The 15,598-nt window shown below is 64.1% G+C and carries 14 protein-coding genes; 3 read left to right on the forward strand and 11 right to left on the reverse strand.

Annotated features, from left to right (window positions below; translation table 11 throughout):
* Positions 1-17 precede the first annotated feature (17 nt).
* A protein-coding gene (locus EBN1_RS12490) for an IS3-like element ISAzo10 family transposase (protein ID WP_085938654.1) occupies positions 18-1,588 on the forward strand; the annotation gives its coding sequence in 2 pieces (ribosomal slippage) (positions 18-450 and positions 450-1,588; 1,572 coding nt in all).
* 69 nt (positions 1,589-1,657) lie between these two features.
* On the opposite strand, the gene folE2 is transcribed toward EBN1_RS12490, so the two are convergent.
* The 4 genes from folE2 to EBN1_RS12510 are packed head-to-tail and all read right to left on the reverse strand — an operon-like array spanning position 1,658 to position 5,559.
* Complete coding sequence (gene folE2 / locus EBN1_RS12495; RefSeq protein WP_041646308.1) at positions 1,658-2,476, reverse strand: GTP cyclohydrolase FolE2; 819 nt, start codon at positions 2,474-2,476, stop codon at positions 1,658-1,660.
* Between the two features lie 54 nt (positions 2,477-2,530).
* Positions 2,531-4,396 (reverse strand): 1-deoxy-D-xylulose-5-phosphate synthase, encoded by a 1,866-nt coding sequence (dxs, locus tag EBN1_RS12500; RefSeq protein ID WP_011238320.1) that lies wholly within the window; start codon positions 4,394-4,396, stop codon positions 2,531-2,533.
* A 24-nt stretch (positions 4,397-4,420) separates the two neighbouring features.
* Entirely contained in the window at positions 4,421-5,317 is an 897-nt protein-coding gene (locus EBN1_RS12505) for a polyprenyl synthetase family protein (RefSeq protein ID WP_011238321.1), read from the reverse strand.
* Positions 5,314-5,559: an exodeoxyribonuclease VII small subunit gene (locus tag EBN1_RS12510; RefSeq protein ID WP_041646310.1), complete on the reverse strand. Its 246-nt coding sequence runs from the start codon at positions 5,557-5,559 to the stop codon at positions 5,314-5,316. Before EBN1_RS12510 ends, EBN1_RS12505 begins: the two co-directional genes overlap by 4 nt.
* A gap of 130 nt (positions 5,560-5,689) precedes the next feature.
* Here EBN1_RS12510 and EBN1_RS12515 point away from each other — a divergent pair, with 130 nt between their 5' ends.
* On the forward strand, positions 5,690-6,790 hold the full coding sequence (locus EBN1_RS12515) for an aromatic ring-hydroxylating oxygenase subunit alpha (RefSeq protein ID WP_041646312.1): 1,101 nt from the start codon (positions 5,690-5,692) through the stop codon (positions 6,788-6,790).
* A gap of 80 nt (positions 6,791-6,870) precedes the next feature.
* On the opposite strand, the gene ispH is transcribed toward EBN1_RS12515, so the two are convergent.
* The 7 genes from ispH to tsaE are packed head-to-tail and all read right to left on the reverse strand — an operon-like array spanning position 6,871 to position 14,473.
* On the reverse strand, positions 6,871-7,809 hold the full coding sequence (gene ispH, locus EBN1_RS12520; protein ID WP_011238324.1) for a 4-hydroxy-3-methylbut-2-enyl diphosphate reductase: 939 nt from the start codon (positions 7,807-7,809) through the stop codon (positions 6,871-6,873).
* Positions 7,810-7,858: 49 nt separating this feature from the next.
* Positions 7,859-8,287, reverse strand: coding sequence for an FKBP-type peptidyl-prolyl cis-trans isomerase (locus tag EBN1_RS12525; protein WP_011238325.1), 429 nt, complete (start codon positions 8,285-8,287; stop codon positions 7,859-7,861).
* Entirely contained in the window at positions 8,284-8,835 is a 552-nt protein-coding gene (lspA, locus tag EBN1_RS12530; protein ID WP_011238326.1) for a signal peptidase II, read from the reverse strand. The genes EBN1_RS12525 and lspA overlap by 4 nt, the downstream gene beginning before the upstream one ends.
* Positions 8,828-11,647: an isoleucine--tRNA ligase gene (gene ileS, locus EBN1_RS12535; protein WP_011238327.1), complete on the reverse strand. Its 2,820-nt coding sequence runs from the start codon at positions 11,645-11,647 to the stop codon at positions 8,828-8,830. Before ileS ends, lspA begins: the two co-directional genes overlap by 8 nt.
* Positions 11,648-11,663: 16 nt before the next feature.
* Entirely contained in the window at positions 11,664-12,602 is a 939-nt protein-coding gene (locus EBN1_RS12540; RefSeq protein ID WP_011238328.1) for a bifunctional riboflavin kinase/FAD synthetase, read from the reverse strand.
* A 60-nt stretch (positions 12,603-12,662) separates the two neighbouring features.
* Positions 12,663-14,003: an N-acetylmuramoyl-L-alanine amidase gene (locus EBN1_RS12545; protein WP_011238329.1), complete on the reverse strand. Its 1,341-nt coding sequence runs from the start codon at positions 14,001-14,003 to the stop codon at positions 12,663-12,665.
* On the reverse strand, positions 13,958-14,473 hold the full coding sequence (tsaE, locus tag EBN1_RS12550) for a tRNA (adenosine(37)-N6)-threonylcarbamoyltransferase complex ATPase subunit type 1 TsaE (protein ID WP_011238330.1): 516 nt from the start codon (positions 14,471-14,473) through the stop codon (positions 13,958-13,960). The genes EBN1_RS12545 and tsaE overlap by 46 nt, the downstream gene beginning before the upstream one ends.
* Here tsaE and queG point away from each other — a divergent pair.
* Entirely contained in the window at positions 14,456-15,547 is a 1,092-nt protein-coding gene (queG, locus tag EBN1_RS12555; RefSeq protein WP_011238331.1) for a tRNA epoxyqueuosine(34) reductase QueG, read from the forward strand. The two genes, tsaE and queG, sit on opposite strands and share 18 nt — an antisense overlap.
* The last annotated feature ends 51 nt before the right edge of the window (positions 15,548-15,598 follow it).

Below are 15,598 nucleotides of genomic sequence, written 5' to 3' on the forward strand. Positions count from 1 at the left end.
GATAACGGAAGAACGAAGTGGCCAGATACGGACAAGCATTCAAGGACAAGGCGGTAGCACGGTTGTTGCCACCGGAGAGCGCATCGGTGGAGACGGTTTCCCGCGAACTGAGCATTTCAACGGCCACGCTGGAGCGGTGGCGCGCGGATGCGCTGTCCAGGCCCGCTCGCGAGCGGGCCTGGACAGCGCCGGCCCGATTCGAGGCAGTGCTGGTCACCGCAGCGATGGACGAGGCGAGCAAGAGCGCCTGGTGCCGGGAGAACGGCGTGTATCCGCAGGAGCTCGAGCAATGGCGCACGGCGGCCACACAGGCGCTGGCCGACCCCGAAGACGCGGCGCGCACCAGCCACCGGGAACAGAAGGCCGACCGGCGTCGCATCAAGGACCTCGAGCGCGACCTGCGCCGCAAGGAGAAGGCCTTGGCCGAAGCCGCCGCGCTGCTGGTGCTGTCAAAAAAGCTCGAGGTGATCTTTCCAACGGACAAGGACGAGGACGCATGATCGGCCTGGAAGATCGCCAAACGATGGTCCGCCACATCGAGACTGCTCACGCAGCCGGTGCGCGCTTGCGCCCGGCGTGTGAGCTCGCTGGCATCACCGTGCGTACCCTGCAACGCTGGAAGGCCGAGGACGGCCTGCAGGTCGGAGACCGCCGGCCTCTGGCCGAGCGCCCGACGCCCGCGCATGCGCTCACCGACGAGGAGCGCGCCCGCGTCCTGGCGGTGGCCAACGAGCCGCGTTTCGCCGATCAGCCGCCGGCGCGCATCGTGCCGGCGCTGGCCGACGAAGGCGTCTATATCGCCAGCGAATCGAGCTTCCAGCGCGTGCTGCGCGCCCACGGGCAAACCCGTCACCGGGGTCGCGCCCGGGCGCCCCAGCGCTCGCGCACGCCGACCACGCATGTGGCCACCGCGCCCGGCCAGGTCTGGTGCTGGGACATGACCTATCTGCCCACGCAGGTGCAGGGGCGCTGGTTCTATCTCTACCTGATCCAGGACCTCTACAGCCGCAAGATCGTCGGCTGGGAGATCCACGACGCCGATGACGCTGACCATGCGGTGAGCCTGCTCAAGCGCACCGCGCTCTCCGAAGGCGTCCACGCGATGATCGACAAACCCGTGCTTCACGGCGACAACGGCAGCACGCTCAAAGCCACCACGGTGCTCGCGATGCTGCACTGGCTGGGCGTCAAACCGTCGTACTCGCGCCCGCGCGTCTCCGACGACAACGCCTACGTGGAGTCGCTCTTCAAGACGGCGAAGTACCGCCCCGAATTCCCGGCGCGCGGCTTCGCCACCCTGGAAGACGCCCGCCTCTGGGGACACGACTTCGTGCGCTGGTACAACTTCGAGCACCGCCACAGCGGCATCCGCTACGTCACGCCGGCGCAGCGACACGCGCTGGAGGATCGGGCGATCCTGGCTGCACGCCATCAGACGTATCTCCAGGCCCGCGAGCGCCACCCCGCACGCTGGTCCCGTGGGACACGCGACTGGACCCCGATCGGCGCGGTCACGCTCAATCCGGAGCGCGACGCGGTCGTACGCGACCACTTGCATGCTGAAGACATAGGGCGGTTGGTTGCATGAATCAGGCGACAACTATCTTGACTTGTTCCGCCTCGCTGGCAACAGCGAGGGCGTGACTGAGCGCGGGCTTCAGTTCGCGCCAACAACCAAGCGCTTGTCACATTCGATCAGCGCATACGCCGAGTGATTGTGGATGGATTCGAAATTTTCTGACTCCACCCGATAGCAGTCGATGCGGGCCTCGGCATTGAGAAGACCGGCGACGTCCCGAACCATGTCCTCGACAAACTTTGGATTGTCGTACGCATGCTCCGTGACGTATTTCTCGTCCGGGCGCTTCAGAAGGCCGTAGAGCTGGCAGGAAGCCTGGCTTTCGACGAGCTGCACGAGTTCTTCGATCCAGAGGAAACTGTTCGTTTGAGCAGTGACGGTGACGTGAGAGCGCTGATTGTGAGCGCCATATTCCGAGATTTTTTTCGAGCACGGGCACAGGCTCGTTACCGGTACGACGGTCTTCATCGTGAAAGTGTACGCGCCCCCTTCCCGTATTTCTGCCGTAAACGTGACCTCATAGTCCATGAGGCTCTGCACTCCGGAGATCGGGGCGGATTTGTTGATGAAATAGGGGAAGGTAAGTTCGATCTGACCTGTCTCGGCTTCGAGGCGCTTGACCATTTCACGCAGCATCGGCTCGATGGACTCGACCGAAATCTCCCGCTCGTTTCCATTGATGATCTCGATGAAGCGCGACATGTGGGTTCCCTTGAAGTTATGAGGGAGGCCGACGTACATGTTGAAAACGGCAATCGTGTGCTGCACGCCGCCGTTCTTGTCACTGACTCGCACGGGATGACGAATGGATTTTATGCCGACCTTGTCGATGGCCAGTTTCCGGCTGTCGTTGAGGTTCTGGACGTCGGGAATGGCATGAGCCTGTTGGGAAGTCATCTGCTGTTCTCTGGTGAAACTGGTAATGAATCCTATCATTCCCGACAAAAACGCTCAATTATTGTCAGGGCTGAAGCGGCGCCTTATTGCGGCCACAATGCCCGGAGCGTCAAGCCCGACCGACTCGAGGAGCTGGGACTGGTCTCCGTGGTCGATGAAGGTGTCCGGCAAGCCCAGGCGCAGCAGCTGGGGACGGTCTGACAAACTTTCCAGCACTCTCGCCACCTCCGATCCGGCGCCTCCGATGACGATATTTTCCTCGAGGGTGACGAGGAGGTCGTGGCTGGCGGCCAGTTCCTCGATAAGCGTGACGTCGAGCGGTTTGACGAAACGCATGTTGGCCACGGTCGCGTCGAGCTGCTCGGCGGCCTGCAGTGCATTGAAGAGCAGGCTGCCAAAGACGAGCAGCGCGATGCGGTGGCCGCTTCGGCGGATCTCGCCCTTGCCGATCGGTAGCGCCGACATCGCGGTTTCCGGTCCCACCTGCATCCCGCCGCCGCGCGGATACCGCACGGCGGCGGGTCCGTTGTGACGGTAAGCCGTGTAGAGCATCTGCCGACACTCGTTTTCATCGGCGGGTGCCATGACGACGAGGTTGGGAATGCAGCCGAGGTAGGAGAGATCGAAGGCTCCGTGATGCGTGGCGCCATCGGCCCCGACGAGTCCGGCGCGGTCGATCGCAAACATCACCGGGAGGTTTTGCAGCGCGATGTCGTGGATGAGCTGGTCGTAGGCGCGTTGCAGGAAGGTCGAATAGATCGCCACAACGGGCTTGAAGCCTTCGCATGCAAGGCCAGCGGCGAACGTCAGCGCGTGCTGCTCAGCGATTCCTACGTCATAGTAGCGATTCGGGAATTCCTGCGCGAACCGCACCATCCCGGAGCCCTCGCGCATCGCCGGTGTGATGCCGATGACTTTTTCATCCTGTGCGGCGATGTCGCATAGCCAGTCTCCGAACACCTGTGTGTACGTGAGCTTGGCGGCACCTTTGGCGGTCTGGATGCCTGCTGTATGGTCGAATGTCGAAACCCCGTGGTAAAGGACGGGATCTGCTTCGGCGAGCTTGTACCCTTGCCCCTTGCGCGTGATGACGTGCAGGAAGTGCGGGCCGTTGAGCTTGCGCAGGTTCTGCAGTGTCGGGATCAGGGCGTCGAGATCATGCCCGTCGATCGGGCCGTAATAATGGAAGCCGAACTCCTCGAACAGCGTTCCCGGGGTGATCAGGCCCTTCACATGCTCTTCGACCTTGCGGGCGAAGTCGAGCATCGGCGGGGATACGCCCAGCACCTTTTCGCCGGCACGGCGCGCGGCATTGTAGGTACGACCCGAAAACATGCGGGCGAGGATCTTCGTCAGCGCGCCGACAGGAGGTGATATCGACATTTCATTGTCGTTGAGAATCACCAGAAGGTTGATGTCACGCATGTCTCCAGCATTGTTCAGGGCTTCGAAGGCCATGCCCGCCGACATCGCGCCATCGCCGATCACCGCAATCGAGCGCCGTTGTTCGCCGCGGTTGCGCGCAGCCACCGCCATCCCCAGCGCCGCCGAGATCGAGGTCGACGAGTGCGCTGTGCCGAACGTGTCGTAGCTGCTTTCCGAGCGGCGCGGGAAGCCCGAGATTCCGCCGAACTGGCGCAGCCTGCTCATTGCCTCGCGTCGACCGGTGAGGATCTTGTGTCCGTAGGTCTGGTGGCCTACGTCCCACACGATGCGGTCCTCCGGCGTGTCGAAAATGTAGTGCAGCGCGATCGACAGCTCGACAGTGCCAAGGTTGGAAGACAGGTGTCCGCCGGTCTTCGAGACCGACTCGATCAGAAATGCGCGCAGCTCCGCGGCCAGGGCCGGGAGTTCGCGACGGTCCAGCTTGCGCAGATCAAACGGTGAGTCGATGCGGTGAAGCAGGGGGTACGGGGGCATGTGCAGGTCCGGCGGAATCGGAATTCAGAATCTTCGATGGACGATGAAAGTGGCGAGTTCGTCGAGTCTGGCGGCCTGGGGTCCGAAAGGCGTGAGGGCTTCACGGGCGTCGGCAAGCAGCGATTCGGCGAGCGCACGGGCTTCCGTCATGCCGAGGAGGGTTACGTAAGTCGGTTTGTTGTTGTCGGCATCCTTGCCGGCTGTTTTTCCGAGTGTCGCCGTGTCGGACTGCGTATCGAGGATATCGTCGACGACCTGGAACAGCAGGCCCACGAGCTTCCCGTAGTGATCGAGGCGTTCCAGGCGGTCTGAGTCGAGTCTCGCGCCGCACGCAGCTCCGAGCAGGACCGAGGCCCGGATCAAGGCGCCGGTCTTGTGGATATGCATGTATTCGAGCTCTTCGCGGCTAAGCTGTTTGCCTACCGCAGCAAGGTCGATCGCCTGTCCGCCCGCCATGCCCCGTGAGCCGGACGCGCGTGCGAGCTGGGTGATCATCGACAGCTGTTCCGACGGGTCCTCGGTCAGCGGGTGCTCGGAGAGGGACTGGAAGGCGAGTGCCTGCAGGGAATCGCCCACCAGCAACGCGGTGGCGTCATCGTATTCGACATGCACCGTCGGTTTGCCGCGCCGCAGCACATCGTTGTCCATGCACGGCAAGTCGTCATGGACCAGGGAATAGGCGTGGATCAGCTCGACGGCGCACGCAACTTTGTCCAGCCGTTCAGGGGCAGCCCCGACGAGACCTCCTGCCGCATGGACGAGCAGCGGCCTGATGCGCTTGCCGCCACCCAGTACCGCGTAGCGCATCGCTTCGTGAAGCCGGGCGGGAGCGATGTTCGCGTCGGGGAGAAGGTTTTCCAGTGCGGTTTCGGAGCGTCGCTGGATGGCTTCCATCCAGGCCAAAAAATTCATGTGGCTCATTCCTGGTCCCTCATGTCTTCAGCCGGATTCCGCGGGGCCAGAACATCGTTTTCCAGCTGGCGCACCCGCTGTTCGGCAGCTTGCAGAGTTTCCTGACAGTGTTTCAGCAGGTTGGCGCCGCGTTGATACCGTTCCAGCGCCTGTTCGAGCGAGATTGCTCCGCTTTCCATTTCCTGAACAATCGCTTCGAGTTCGGCAATGGCGGATTCGAAGGATTTTGGCGCAGTTGGGGCCTTGGCCATGACTCGGGGCCGTGCAAAATAAAAGGGGGAAAAGTAACCGATCGGGCTACTGGCGGTCAAACAACTTCTCGAATAGAATCATCCGCTCATTTTTTCCGAATTTCTTGGGATTTACATGGGAGGTTCGGGGATGTCCGATCTCGCATCCAGGGCCAAAATGGCCCCGGCGGTTTCCCAGTTGCCGGTTTCGATGTACTTCGACGAAAAAATCTTCGAACTCGAGAAGCGCCTGTTGTTCCAGGGCGGGGCGGGATACGTCGGCCACGAGCTGATGGTACCGGAAGTCGGAAACTATCGCTCTCTCGAATGGCTGGACCATTCCAGGCTGCTGTTTCGCACGCAGGACGGCATCCATCGACTTTCGAACGTCTGTCGCCACCGCCAGGCCATCATGTTGCAGGGCACCGGCACTGCCGAACGGATCGTCTGCCCGGTCCATCGCTGGACGTACGACCAGCAGGGCCGACTTCTCGGTGCGCCCCGTTTTCCTGAGAATCCGTGTCTCGACCTCCAGCGCGACGCGCTGGAAAACTGGCACGGGCTGTTGTTCGCCGGCCCGCGCTCGGCCCGTGCCGACCTGGCGGGGATGGAACTGGCGCCGGAACTGGGTTTTTCGGGCTTCAAGCTCGATCGGGTCGAGATTCACGAGTGCAATTACAACTGGAAGACTTTTATCGAGGTGTACCTCGAGGATTACCACATCGCGCCTTTCCATCCCGGACTGGGAGGCTTCGTCACCTGTGACGACCTGACCTGGCAATTCGGGGACTGGTATTCGGTGCAGCGTGTGGGCGTCACTTCGCTGGCCAGACCGGGTTCGGATGCATACCGAAGATGGCATGAGGCGGTCCTCGCCTATTACGGCGACAACCGGCCGCCCCAGGGCGCGATCTGGCTGACGTATTACCCGAACGTGATGGTCGAGTGGTATCCGCACGTGCTCGTCGTCAGCACGCTGATTCCGCGGGACGTAAACAGGACGACCAACGTCGTCGAGTTTTACTACCCTGAGGATATCGTCGAGTTCGAACGCGAGTTCGTCGCAGCCGAACAGACTGCCTACATGGAGACCGCGATCGAGGACGACGACATCGGCGAGCGTATGGACCGGGGTCGCCGGGCGTTGCTGCAGGAAGGGCGCGACGAGGTGGGGCCGTACCAGTCGCCGCTCGAGGACGGGATGCAGCATTTCCATGAGTTCTACCGGCGCATTCTCGGGCCGCATCTCTGACTTCGGCGGGCGGTGAGGGAGGCCGGTACGGTGCCTGGCGATCGCGTCTGGTGATGTGCCGGGCGCGTGCCGGCGGGAGTTCAGTCCGGAGTCTGAAGCTCGCGCGGTAGCGGGAAGGTTACGCGCTCGGGCACTCCCTCCAGCGTGCGCACCGAGCTTGCCCCCAACTCCTTGAGGCGTTCGACGACCGCATCGACGAGCACTTCCGGCGCCGATGCCCCGGCCGTGACGCCGACGCGTTTCTTGTCTTCGAGCCATATCGGCTCGATGCCCTCGGCGTTATCGACGAGATAGGCCGGCACGCCGAGCAGTTCGGCAACCTCACGCAGGCGGTTCGAATTCGAACTGTTGCGCGAGCCGACGACGAACACGACATCGACTCGCGGCGCCATGAACTTGACCGCGTCCTGGCGGTTCTGCGTCGCGTAGCAGATGTCGTCCTTCTTCGGTCCGACGATCGCCGGGAAGCGTGCCCGGAGTGCGGCGACGAGCGTGGCGGCGTCATCGACCGACAAGGTCGTTTGCGTGACGTACGCGAGCTGCTGCGGGTCGGCGACCTCGATGTTCGCGACGTCCTGGACGACTTCGACGAGGTGGATGCCGTCACCAACCTGACCCATCGTCCCTTCGACTTCGGGATGGCCCTTGTGTCCGATCATCACGATCTCGCGCCCCTGCTCGCGCATGCGTGCGACTTCCAGATGCACCTTGGTCACCAGCGGGCAGGTCGCGTCGAAAACTCGCAAGCCGCGCCTTTCCGCTTCGCTGCGCACGGCCTGCGGCACCCCATGCGCGCTGAAGATCACGGTCTGGCCAGTCGGCACTTCGTCAAGTTCTTCGACGAAGATCGCGCCCTTCGCACGAAGTCCGTCGACGACGAACTTGTTATGCACGACTTCATGGCGTACGTAGATCGGCGCGCCGAAACGTGCGAGTGCCTGTTCAACGATCTCGATCGCGCGCTCGACGCCTGCACAGAAGCCGCGCGGATTTGCGAGCAGGATTTCCTTGTCGTCCATGGCTGGTCCCTGGGGTGGCTGGGGTCGGGGGTTCGCGTTCAGCGCGTGCTCAAAGAACGCCGATCACTTCCACTTCGAAGCGGATCGTCTTGCCGGCGAGCGGGTGGTTGAAATCGACGACCGCGAACGTTTCGTTGATTTCCCGCACCAGCCCCGAATAGCGGGAACCGTTGGGCGCGCCGAATTCCATGATCGTCATCGGTTCGATCTCCTCTTCGGGCATGTGCTCCCGTTTCACGCGCTCGACGAGCTCGGGATTGTGGGGGCCGAACGCCTCTTCGGGCGCGAGCGTGAACAAGTGGTGCTTGCCGATCTCGAGGCCGGCGAGCAGGCGTTCGAGGCTGGGAAGCAGCTCTCCAGCGCCCAGCTGCAGCGTCGCGGGCGTGCTTTCGAAGGTGCTGATCAGCGGCTGGCCGTTTTCCATGGCGATGCGGTAGTGCAGCGTCACCAGGCTGTCGGGTTGGACGATCTGGGTCACGAGGGGTTCTCCGAAGTGGATGAGTCGCGGGAGGCGTCACGAGGTGAGCGAAACTGCGCCCACAGCATCACGGCGACACCGACAGTGATGGCGGAGTCGGCGACGTTGAAGGCCGGCCAGCCGTGGCGGCCGATATGGAAGTAGAGAAAATCGACCACTGCGCCATGCACGATCCGGTCGATGACATTGCCGACCGCTCCGCCGATGATGAGGCTGAACGCCAGCGGCAGTGCACGTTCGTGCTGGTGATGGCGCAGCATCGCGAGCAGCCAGCCGCAGACGACGAGCGCGAGTGCAATGAAGAACCAGCGCTGCCAGCCCGAATGGTCGGCAAGAAAGCTGAATGCCGCGCCGGGGTTGTAGACCAGAACGAGCTGGAAAAAGCCCGTGACGGGCACCGCCTCGCCGAAGTCGAGCCGTGACAGCACCAGCCATTTCACGAACTGGTCCAGCGCCACGACCAGCGCAGCCAGTGCGAGCCAGCCGAAGAAGCGTCGCGTCAGCCCGTGCGGTGCGGCGGGCGCGGGTTCTCGGGAGGCCTCAGGCATGCGTGCGGCTTTCCCCGTCGCCATGGAGGTTCGTGCAGCAGCGTCCGCACAGCTCCGGGTGATCGGCATCGACGCCGATGTCTTCGCGGAAATGCCAGCAGCGACCGCACTTCTGGTGACTGGATGGCGCAGCGTCCACGCCTTCATCGGCTTCGGTTTCGACCCGTACCAGTTCCGCGCGGGACGTGATCAGCACGAAATGCAGATCCGCGCCGACGCTCGCGAGCGCGTCGAAACGCGCCCCGCTCGCGCGCACGCGCACTTCTGCCTGCAGCGAAGCGCCGATCCTGCCGTCGCTGCGCAGGCTTTCGAGCACTTTCTGCACCTCCGCCCTCGCGCTGCGGATCAGCTCCCAACGAGCGAGGATTTCATCGCTTGCCCCGAGTTCGGGCAATTCGTGCCAGGTGTGCAGCATCACGCTGTCCTCGGCGTCGTTGCCCGTCACCCGCCAGATTTCCTCGGCAGTGAAAGTCAGGATCGGCGCCATCATCCGGGTGATCGCCTGCGTGATGTGCCACAGCGCGGTCTGGGCGGCGCGGCGGGCGCGGGAATCAGCCTTCGTCGTGTACAGGCGATCCTTGAGGATGTCGACGTAGAACGCGCCCAAGTCCTCGGCGGCGAAGTTCTGCAGCGCCTGCACGATCTTGTGGAACTCGAAGCGCGCGTAATCGCCGGTGACCTGCTCCTGCAGTCGGCGAGTCAGCGCGAGCGCGTAATGGTCGATGTCCAGCCACTCCTCGACCGGTACGCCGTCGCGGGCGATGTCGAAATCGCCAGTGTTGGCGAGCAGGAAGCGCAGCGTGTTGCGCAGGCGGCGATAGACTTCGACGACACGGTCGAGGATCTCCTTCGAGATCGTGAGCTCACCCGAATAGTCGGTGGCGGCGACCCACAGGCGCAGGATCTCGGCGCCGAGCTTGTCCGAGACTTCCTGCGGCGCGACGACGTTGCCTTTCGACTTCGACATCTTCTTGCCCTGGCCGTCGACAACGAAGCCGTGCGTCAGCAGTGCGTCGTACGGTGCACGTCCGTCGATCGCGCAGCCGGTCAGGAGCGACGAGTGGAACCAGCCGCGGTGCTGGTCCGAGCCTTCGAGATAGAGGGCCGCCGGCCACTGGCTGTCGGCAGCGTGCGAGCCGCGCAATACCGTCCAGTGCGTCGTGCCGGAGTCGAACCAGACGTCGAGCGTGTCGCGCATCTTGTCGTACTGCGCGACGTCGCTGCCGAGCAGCTCGGCCGCGTCGAGCTTGAACCAGGCGTCGATGCCGTGCTGTTCGACGCGCTGTGCGACCTGCTCGAGCAGTTCGAGCGAGCGCGGATGCGGTTCGCCGGTTTCCTTGTGCAGGAACAGCGGGATCGGGACGCCCCAGTTGCGCTGGCGCGACACACACCAGTCGGGCCGGTTCGCGATCATCGAATGCAGCCGCGCCTTGCCCCACGCGGGATAGAACTGCGTCTCGTCGACGGCCTTCAGCGCCAGTTCGCGCAGCGTCGCGCTGCCGGGCTCGACCGCTTCGCGTCCCGGCAGGCGGTCCATGCCGACGAACCATTGCGTCGTCGCGCGATAGATCACCGGCGTCTTGTGGCGCCAGCAGTGCATGTAGCTGTGCGTCAGCGTGCCCGAGGCGAACAGGCTGCCGACTTCGGCGAGCTTGTCGACGATCTTCGGGTTCGCATCCCACACCGACAGGCCGCCGAAGAAGGGCAGGCTCCCGGCAAAAGTGCCGTCGGCCTGCACCGGATTCAGGATTTCGTCGTTGCGCATGCCGTAGCGGGTGCAGGAGACGAAGTCGTCGAGGCCATACGCGGGCGCGCTATGCACGATGCCCGTGCCAGCATCGGCCGCGACGTAGTCGCCAAGGAAGACCGGCGAGAGACGGTCGTAGAACGGATGGCGGAAGTTGATGCGGTCGAGCGCGACGCCCCGAGCCGCAGCGAGCACGCGGCCTTCGAGCTGGTAGCGTTCGAGGGCCGATGCCCGCAGTTCGGCAGCGAGGATCAGCAGACCCTTCGGTGTTTCAACCAGTTCGTATATCAGTTCGGGATGCACATTGAGCGCCTGATTGGACGGAATCGTCCAGGGCGTCGTCGTCCAGATCACGATATAGACGGGCTGCTCCGGCAGGGTATCGAGGCCGAAGGCGTGCGCAAGCTTGTCACGTTCGTTGTCGACAAGCGGGAAGCCCACGTCGATCGCCGGCGATTTCTTGTCCTGGTACTCGACTTCGGCCTCGGCGAGCGCCGAGCCGCAATCGAAGCACCAGTTCACGGGTTTCAGTCCCTTGAACAGGAAGCCTTTGCGGAACAGCTCGCCAAGCGCGCGGATCTCGTCCGCTTCATTCGAGAAGTTCATCGTGCGGTAGGGATTGTCCCAGTCGCCAAGCACGCCGAGGCGGATGAAGTCCTTCTTCTGCCGCTCGATCTGTTCTGCGGCGTACTCGCGGCACAGTTCGCGCGCGCGATCGGCCGGCAGGTGCTTGCCGTGCTGCTTCTCGATCTGGTGCTCGATCGGCAGGCCGTGGCAGTCCCATCCCGGAACGTAGGGTGCGTCGAAGCCGGCTAGCGTCTTCGAGCGGACGATGATGTCCTTGAGGATCTTGTTCACCGCGTGCCCGATGTGGATGTCGCCGTTCGCGTAGGGCGGCCCGTCGTGCAGGACGAACTTCGGCCGCCCGGCCGCCGCCTTGCGGACCTTCTGGTAGAGCTTCTTCGCCTGCCAGTCGGCGACCCACCCCGGTTCGCGCTTCGCGAGATCGCCGCGCATCGGGAACGGGGTGTCGGGCATGTTCAGGGTCTTGCGGTAATCAGCCATGATGGTGTTTTCGGCCTCAGGGGCGAATCGGGTGTTGTGCGAACCAGGCGTGGGCATTTTCCGCGTCCCGCGCAATCTGGGCGATGAGCGCGTCGAGCGATTCGAACTTGGTTTCGTCGCGCTGCTTGTTGAGGAAATGGACGCGCAGATGAGCGCCGTAACAGTCGCGGTTCCAGTCGAAGAGATGGACTTCGAGCCTCGGACGCCCCGAAGCGGTTATCGTCGGCCGCACGCCAATGCTCGCGACGCCTGCGACGGGTTCCGCGGCGAGTCCTTCGACAGCGACCGCGAACACGCCGGACAACGCCGGCCGCCGGTGTTTCATCTGGATGTTGACGGTCGGATAGCCGAGCGTGCGGCCGATCTTGTCGCCGTGGACGACACGCCCGGCGATGCTGTAGGGACGGCCGAGCAGGCGCGCGGCATGCGCGAGATCGCCTTCGGCAAGGGCCGCGCGGATCGCAGAGCTGGAAGCGCGTTCGCCATCGATGTCGAGGGTCGGCATCGCTTCGACCGCGAACCGGTGGCTGGCGCCCCGTGCCTGGAGCAACGCGAAGTCGCCCTGGCGCTTCACGCCGAAACGGAAGTCGTCGCCGATGATCAAGTGGCGCACGCCGAGGCCGCGCACGAGGATGTCGTCGATGAACTGGTCCGCGGTCAGCGCTGCGAAGCGCGCGTCGAAGCGGCAGACGTGGACGCGGTCAACACCGCAGCTGGCGAGCAGCAGCAGCTTTTCGCGCAGCGACGCGAGGCGTGCCGGCGCATCGGCCGGGCAGAAGTATTCACGCGGATGGGGTTCGAACGTGAGCACCACCGCCGGCAGGGCCAGCGAACGGGCCTTGTCGGTGAGCAGCTTGAGCAGCGCCTGGTGGCCGCGGTGCACCCCGTCGAAATTGCCGATGGTGAGAACCGAGGACTGCGCGGCGCGCTCCGGAATCCCGCGAAAAACCTGCATGACCGCCCGAAAAAGCGGTAATTATAACGGCAACGCGAGCGCTCTGGCGGTTCCCGCCGGTCAGTCCAGCTGCGCGACCCGGGTCGGCCCGAGCGGCGGGTTGTCCTTGAAGTAGCGGCGCAGGCCCCGCATGATCGCTTCAGCCATTTTGTCCTGATAGGCGTCGTCGTTCAGGCGTCGCTCTTCCTCCGGGTTGCTGATGAACGCGGTCTCGACAAGGATCGACGGGATGTCCGGCGCTTTCAGCACCGCGAATCCAGCCTGTTCGACGTGCGCCTTGTGCAGCGTGTTGATGTCGCCGAGCTCGTTCAGCACTGCCTTGCCGAGCTTCAGGCTGTCGTTGATCGTCGCCGTCTGCGACAAGTCGAGCAGCGTTCGCGCGAGATGACCTTCCTGTTTCGCGAGATTCACGCCACCGATCAGGTCGGCGTCGTTTTCCTTTTGCGCGAGCCAGCGCGCGGCCGAACTCGAGGCGCCCCTTTCCGACAGCACGAACACCGAGCTGCCGCGTGCTTCGGGGCGGACGAAAGCGTCGGCGTGGATCGACACGAAGAGGTCCGATTGTACCTGTCGTGCCCGCGTCACCCGCTGGCGCAGCGGCACGAAATAGTCGCCGTCGCGCGTCAGCACCGCGCGCATGTTCGTCTCGGCGTCGATCTTCCGCTTCAGCCGGCGTGCGATCGACAGCGTGACGTTTTTCTCGAAGCTGCCGCGCCGCCCGACTGCGCCGGGGTCCTCGCCGCCGTGGCCGGGGTCGAGCGCGACCGTGAGCAGCCGGTTCGCGGGTGGACGTTTCTGACGCTTTGCCCTGTCCTGCACGGCCGCCTGCTGCACCGGCGCGTCGTCGCTTCCCGCAGCTGCGGTATCGCCGGCGGCGGCATCGAGCGGCGAGGATTTTTCGATCAGCGCCAGCAGCGGGTCGACCGGCACGGTGGGATACAGATCGAGCACCAGGCGGTGGCGGTAATCGCCGACCGGCTCGAGCGTGAATATCTGCGGAGCGATCTCGTTCTTCAGTTCGACGACCAGCCGCACCACGCCGGGGCGATTCTGCCCGGCGCGAATCAGCCGGATGTACGGATCGGACTCGAGCACCTTGGATGGCAAGGTCTGCAGCACGCTGTCGAGTTCGACATCTTCGAGATCGACCACGAGGCGGTCGGGATCCTTGACGAGAAGGTGGCTGAACTTCAGTTGGCGGCTGCCTTCGAGGGTGATGCGTGTGTAATCGTCGGCGGGCCAGACACGCACTGCCACGAGGCTCGCGGCAGCGGCGACCGGACTCACCAGCAGCACAAGGGCGCCGCCGGCGAACTTCAGAAGGTCGCGCCGGCAGAATTTCGGCGTGGCAGGCGTCACGGAGCAGGCCGGTTCAATTCCGAGTTCAGTTTTCTTGTACATGTCCGTCCTGCCTCCGTCAGCCCAGAGACCTCGAGGCGCCGACCCGTTCCGGCGACGACGAGGCGCATTTCAACGTCCGGTGGCGCGAGATACGGGCTGGCCTTGTCGGGCCATTCCACGAGGCACACGCCAGTGTCGCCGAAGTACTCGTCGAGACCTGCTTCCAGATATTCTTCCGGCACTGCGAAGCGATAAAAATCAAAGTGATATAAGTTTAATCTAGAAAGAACATAAGGTTCAATCAAGGTGTAGGTCGGGCTTTTTACTTTTCCGCCGTGACCGAGTGCGTGCAGCACGCCGCGGACCAGCGTCGTTTTCCCGGCGCCGAGGTCGCCGCGCAGGTAAATCACCAACCCGGGGTGCAGCGCCGGCGCGAGCGCTGCGCCGGCAGCTTCGGTGTCGGTTTCGTCATCGAGCTGCGCGATGAATCCGCAGCCGCTATCATCTGCCGGGTGAAGAATCCGAATCATCAGGGTGCCTCCGGGCACGCCGCGCCGCACGAATCGCTCGCGACCGTCGCGGAGCAGCTGAATATATGGGCCAGGGAACTGGGTTTCGCCGCCGTCGGTATCGCGGACATCGATCTTGCCGGCGCCGAGCTTGGCCTGGAGGCGTGGCTCGCCAGCGGTTTTCACGGCGAGATGGATTATATGGCGCGCCACGGCATGAAGCGGGCGCGCCCCGCCGAACTGGTTCCGGGCACGCTGCGCGTCATCAGTGTACGGATGAATTACTGGCCGCAGGCCGCTGCCGCTCAAGCGACGCTCGATGAGCCCGCACAGGCCTACGTGTCCCGCTACGCGCTCGGTCGCGACTACCACAAGCTGATGCGCAACCGCCTGCAGAAACTCGCCGAACGCATCGCCACCGAGGCGCCGCACGGTTACCGCGTGTTCGTGGACTCCGCGCCGGTGCTGGAGGTCGAACTCGCGACGCGCGCCGGGCTGGGGTGGCGCGGCAAGCACACGCTCACGCTCGACCGCTCGGCCGGTTCGTTCTTTTTCCTCGGCGAGATCTTCACCGACTTGCCGCTGCCGGTCGACGTGCCGACCAAACCCCATTGCGGCTCCTGTCGTGCCTGCCTCGACGCGTGTCCGACCGGGGCGATCGTGGAGCCGTACCGGGTCGACGCCCGACGCTGCATCTCGTATCTCACGATCGAGCTGAAAGAAGCGATCCCGGAGGACCTGAGACCGCTGATCGGCAATCGCATCTACGGCTGCGACGACTGCCAGCTGGTGTGTCCGTGGAACCGCTTCGCGCAGCTCACCGCGGAGCCCGACTTCGCGCCGCGCCACGGACTCGACCGCGCGAGCCTGGTGGAACTCTTCGCTTGGACCGAGGCGGATTTTTCGACGCGCATGGCGGGCAGCGCGATCTACCGCATCGGCTTCGAGCGCTGGTTGCGCAATCTCGCCGTGGCGCTCGGCAATGCCCCCACCTCGCCGGCCATCGTCGCCGCGCTGCGCGCGCGGGCCGACGACCCGTCGGAGCTGGTGCGCGAGCATGTCGCCTGGGCGCTGAAGCGGCACGATGCGGCCTGAAGCGGATTTCGCCGAAGGCCTGCCAGGCAGCCCACCGTCTGTCGCCCACGG

Source organism: Aromatoleum aromaticum EbN1 (genome assembly GCF_000025965.1).
Taxonomy (GTDB): domain Bacteria; phylum Pseudomonadota; class Gammaproteobacteria; order Burkholderiales; family Rhodocyclaceae; genus Aromatoleum; species Aromatoleum aromaticum.

Excerpts from the sequence above, each read along its gene's own strand:
- folE2 (WP_041646308.1), bottom strand. The coding sequence starts at position 2,476 with ATGACTTCCCAACAGGCTCATGCCATTCCCGACGTCCAGAACCTCAAC.
- dxs (WP_011238320.1), bottom strand. The coding sequence starts at position 4,396 with ATGCCCCCGTACCCCCTGCTTCACCGCATCGACTCACCGTTTGATCTG.
- EBN1_RS12505 (WP_011238321.1), bottom strand. The coding sequence starts at position 5,317 with ATGAGCCACATGAATTTTTTGGCCTGGATGGAAGCCATCCAGCGACGC.
- EBN1_RS12510 (WP_041646310.1), bottom strand. The coding sequence starts at position 5,559 with ATGGCCAAGGCCCCAACTGCGCCAAAATCCTTCGAATCCGCCATTGCC.
- EBN1_RS12515 (WP_041646312.1), top strand. The coding sequence starts at position 5,690 with ATGTCCGATCTCGCATCCAGGGCCAAAATGGCCCCGGCGGTTTCCCAG.
- ispH (WP_011238324.1), bottom strand. The coding sequence starts at position 7,809 with ATGGACGACAAGGAAATCCTGCTCGCAAATCCGCGCGGCTTCTGTGCA.
- lspA (WP_011238326.1), bottom strand. The coding sequence starts at position 8,835 with ATGCCTGAGGCCTCCCGAGAACCCGCGCCCGCCGCACCGCACGGGCTG.
- ileS (WP_011238327.1), bottom strand. The coding sequence starts at position 11,647 with ATGGCTGATTACCGCAAGACCCTGAACATGCCCGACACCCCGTTCCCG.
- EBN1_RS12540 (WP_011238328.1), bottom strand. The coding sequence starts at position 12,602 with ATGCAGGTTTTTCGCGGGATTCCGGAGCGCGCCGCGCAGTCCTCGGTT.
- EBN1_RS12545 (WP_011238329.1), bottom strand. The coding sequence starts at position 14,003 with ATGTACAAGAAAACTGAACTCGGAATTGAACCGGCCTGCTCCGTGACG.
- tsaE (WP_011238330.1), bottom strand. The coding sequence starts at position 14,473 with ATGATTCGGATTCTTCACCCGGCAGATGATAGCGGCTGCGGATTCATC.